Source organism: Microcystis sp. M113S1, assembly GCF_020246945.1.
Taxonomy (GTDB): domain Bacteria; phylum Cyanobacteriota; class Cyanobacteriia; order Cyanobacteriales; family Microcystaceae; genus Microcystis.
Genome location: NZ_JADBSA010000168.1, coordinates 1 through 3,948, shown reverse-complemented (window position 1 = coordinate 3,948; position 3,948 = coordinate 1). Strand labels below are relative to the sequence as shown.

The window sequence follows — 3,948 nt, the reverse complement described above, 5'->3', positions numbered from 1 at the left end:
TCAGTCTGTAGAGCGACCATAAGACCAGAACAGAGTAAATCTGTTAAGGCAGGTGCGGAACCCCGCAAGGGAAAGAAGCAGAAACCTAAATCGTGAGGTTTGGGAATCACCGTCCGTTTACGGCGGTGAGGATGTCAAAATAAAGACAGGGGAAATCTTAAAAAAATCGAGAAAGTTTTCCCCCTCGATTACTTTTTCCCATAAAAAAACTGCACTAGAGGTAACTGTTAATGGTCGTCAGTCGTGATAAGGCTCCCACGGCACAGGAAACGTTTATGCAAATGGCACAGGCGGCCGGTTTACGCGGTCGCTTGTTGGTTACATTGGGTTTACTGATTCTGCTCCGTTTTGGGATGTTTGTACCGATACCCGGTTTGGATCGGGCAAGATTAGCAGAAATTATTCAAAGTAACGCCGCGTTGGGAATCCTTGACCTGTTTACCGGGGGAGGATTATCGACGTTAGGGATTTTTGCCCTCGGCATTCTTCCCTATATCAACGCCTCAATTATCGTGCAACTGCTCACCGCTGCCCTTCCTTCTTTGGAAGATTTACAGAAAAATGAAGGAGAAGCAGGACGGCGAAAAATTGCCCAAATTACCCGTTATATTGCCTTTGGTTGGGCAATTATTCAAAGTATCGGCATTACTCTCGGTTTATTGGTGGCTAACGGCGTTGTGGACGGAACTTTACCCTCGATCGCTGCTACGGTTCTCGCTTTAGTGGCCGGTTCTATGTTCGTGATGTGGATTTCGGAACTGATTACGGAACGCGGTCTGGGAAATGGAGCATCTTTGCTGATTTTTGTGAATATTGTCGCTGTTTTACCGAAAACCCTCGGTGATACGATTACTTTTGCTCAACAGGGTGGCCGACAAGCGATCGCTCAAGTGGTGATTCTCTTGCTGGTTTTCTTGGTGATGATTATCGGCATTGTTTTTGTTCAGGAAGGAACCCGTCGGATTCCGATTGTTTCTGCCCGTCGTCAGGTCGGTCGTCGTCTCTATCGGGAAAGAACCAGTTATCTACCCCTACGACTCAATCAAGGGGGCGTGATGCCGATTATTTTCGCCTCGGCAGTTTTGGTGTTACCTTTCCAATTGGTGCAAGCTTTACCCACCGATAACCCGGTTGGTCAGGTTTTAGTTCAGTTGGTTAATGCCCTGCGTCCCGATAGTTGGGGTTATGTGGCTTTTTATAGCTTACTAATTCTCGGTTTTAGTTTCTTCTACGCTTCCCTGATCGTTAACCCCAAAGATATGTCCCAAAACCTGAAAAAAATGGGGGCCAGTATTCCGGGGATTCGACCGGGAACCGCTACTACTAATTATCTGGAAGGGGTGCTGAATCGTCTCACCCTTTTGGGCGCTCTCTTTTTAAGTTTGGTGGCTACTGTGCCGACTGTAGTAGAAAGCGCTACCGGTGTCACCACTTTTCGCGGTTTGGGGGCAACTTCCCTGTTAATTCTGGTGGGGGTGGCGATCGATACCGCCAAACAAATTCAAACCTATGTCATGTCTCAACGCTATGAGGACATGATTAAACAGTAGTTAGATAGTTAACCAGTGACCTTTTAGCGGTTACTGGTTATTTTTTCCCTTAAAACCCTATATTTAATCCATGAGCAAACGGATCGGTGTGATATTTTTGGGACCGCCCGGATCGGGAAAAGGGACCCAAGCGGCAAAATTAGCGGAATCTCTGACGATTCCCCATATTTCTACCGGTGAAATTTTGCGTCAAGCAATTACAGAGAAGACAGAACTTGGTCAGCAAGCACAAGCTTATGTGGAAAAGGGCGAATTAGTCCCCGATGAATTGTTATTAGGTTTAATTCAGGAACGTTTAAAACAGCCTGACAGTGCTAAGGGTTGGATTCTTGACGGTTTTCCCCGCACGGTGACACAGGCGAGCTTTTTAGACGCATTACTGGAAGAATTGGCCGATAGTTACACCTATGTGGTTAATTTGGCTGTACCAGATACGGTCTTAATTGAGCGTCTCATGCAACGCGGTCGTCAAGATGATACTAAAGAAACGATCTCCCGTCGCCTACAGGTTTATATCGACCAAACTGCCCCCGTTTTAGATTATTACAGCCAAAAAGGGACCCTTAACCATATCGACGGTAATCAACCGATGGACGCGGTTACGGCGGCTTTGACAGCAGTTGTCACTCCTGTTTAAAGTTTCCCTCAGTCAGTGATCAGTAATCAGTGATCAGTAATCAGTGATCAGTAATCAGTGATCAGTAATCAGTGATCAGTAATCAGTCGGTAAAAATTACAACTTTTTATAAGTTTTTTATATAAAACAAGCTTTAATAGTTGAGAATATTTAAATTTACATTTCGCAATATTTATCTTTTCTTAGGAATTTATTAAAAATAATTCTCATTTGTTTACGAGGTTGCAATACTTCCAGCGATTATGGTATAATTTCGCAGTATGAAATGATGGGTTTTTCCGTGCTTTTTTGAGTTTTTAGCTGTCTGGTGATCCTAAAAACCCTTGCTAAATCTACACTGACCTATTCAGCAAAAGTAATAACTGGCCGTTAAAGAGACTTTTAAAAGCCAACCCGTTGATCAATTAATTGTGTAGTTTTGTTGCAAAGAGAAAGTTTTTTTGACAAAAAGAACAGAATATGCCGCGAGTCCATCTATTTTGAGTCTGATCGCAGTTATCTTAATGGTGAGGTACAAAGTTTTCGTTTTGGGGAGTCAGGAGTCAGGAGATTATTTTTATTTAGGGTCTGCTGAATAAATCTAAAAACCTTGTTGGGTAAGACTTTTAGACTTTTTGTCAATCAAAAAGTACCGGACTGGGAGTGATTAGGGGGAAAATTCCGGGACTTTTTCCCTGAAAATTAGGTAGTTGACCACCTGAAAATCGGTAAAACCCTACACCCCACACCCCACACCCCACACCGAGAGATTCTTGGGGAGGAACCTAGCTAAAAATACCTCCAGGCAATCGGTCAACCCGATTACGTTAAAATCAAAAGCAGGATACTGTGTATGACGGAAAAACTCGATGAACTCAGTGATTAAAGCGGTACAAACTGCCTATTATGGGGATGCAGCCTATCGGACACCACCACCGGACTTGGAATCTCTCCTGCTCAAAGAGAGAATTGTCTATCTGGGGTTGCCCTTATTTTCCTCCGATGATGTCAAGCGCAATGTCGGGGTGGACGTGACGGAATTAATTATCGCTCAACTGCTCTACCTGCAATTTGACGATCCCGAAAAACCGATTTTCTTCTATATCAACTCTACCGGCACATCCTGGTACACGGGGGACGCGATCGGCTACGAAACCGAAGCTTTCGCTATCTGTGACACCCTCAACTACATTAAACCTCCCGTTCATACTATCTGTATCGGGCAGGCCATGGGAACTGCAGCGATGATTCTTTCTGCGGGAACCAAGGGTTTTCGTGCCTCCTTACCCCACGCTACCATTGTTCTCAACCAAAACCGCACCGGGGCCCAAGGACAAGCCACCGATATCCAGATTCGCGCCAAAGAGGTAATCGCCAACAAACAGACCATGTTAGAGATTTTCTCGAAAAATACGGGTCAAACCACCGAAAAACTGGCGAAAGATATGGATCGCACCTTCTATCTCACCCCACAACAGGCGAAAGACTACGGATTAATTGATCGCGTTCTGGAAAGTCGCAAGGAACTACCGAAACCCCTCGCCCAAGTTAGTTAAGATTTATCTTAAGTGTCGGGTGAAGACCCTCAGTTTCACTGACGGGATGAAACCCGACCAGTATAAAAAAGCACTTCGACACATTACATTTCGACAGGAGTTCGGCGAGGCTCACTCGGGCCGCTCAATGTAAAGGCTCAGTGACACGAAGCACGATTGAATCCTTGACAATTTTGTGCGGATGCGTTAGCATAAAAATAGTTGTTTGAGGTCGATAAACAATGAT

At 44.8% G+C, this 3,948-nt stretch carries 3 protein-coding genes; all 3 read left to right on the top strand.

Features of this window, described 5'->3' with window-relative positions:
- Window positions 1–230: 230 nt before the first annotated feature.
- The 3 genes from secY (at window position 231) to IM319_RS08565 (ending at window position 3,722) form a co-directional block, all read left to right on the top strand.
- On the top strand, window positions 231–1,550 hold the full coding sequence (gene secY, locus IM319_RS08575; protein WP_286825771.1) for a preprotein translocase subunit SecY: 1,320 nt from the start codon (window positions 231–233) through the stop codon (window positions 1,548–1,550).
- Window positions 1,551–1,620: 70 nt separating this feature from the next.
- Entirely contained in the window at window positions 1,621–2,187 is a 567-nt protein-coding gene (locus IM319_RS08570) for an adenylate kinase (RefSeq protein WP_287078895.1), read from the top strand.
- A gap of 848 nt (window positions 2,188–3,035) precedes the next feature.
- Entirely contained in the window at window positions 3,036–3,722 is a 687-nt protein-coding gene (locus IM319_RS08565; protein ID WP_002746650.1) for an ATP-dependent Clp protease proteolytic subunit, read from the top strand.
- The last annotated feature ends 226 nt before the right edge of the window (window positions 3,723–3,948 follow it).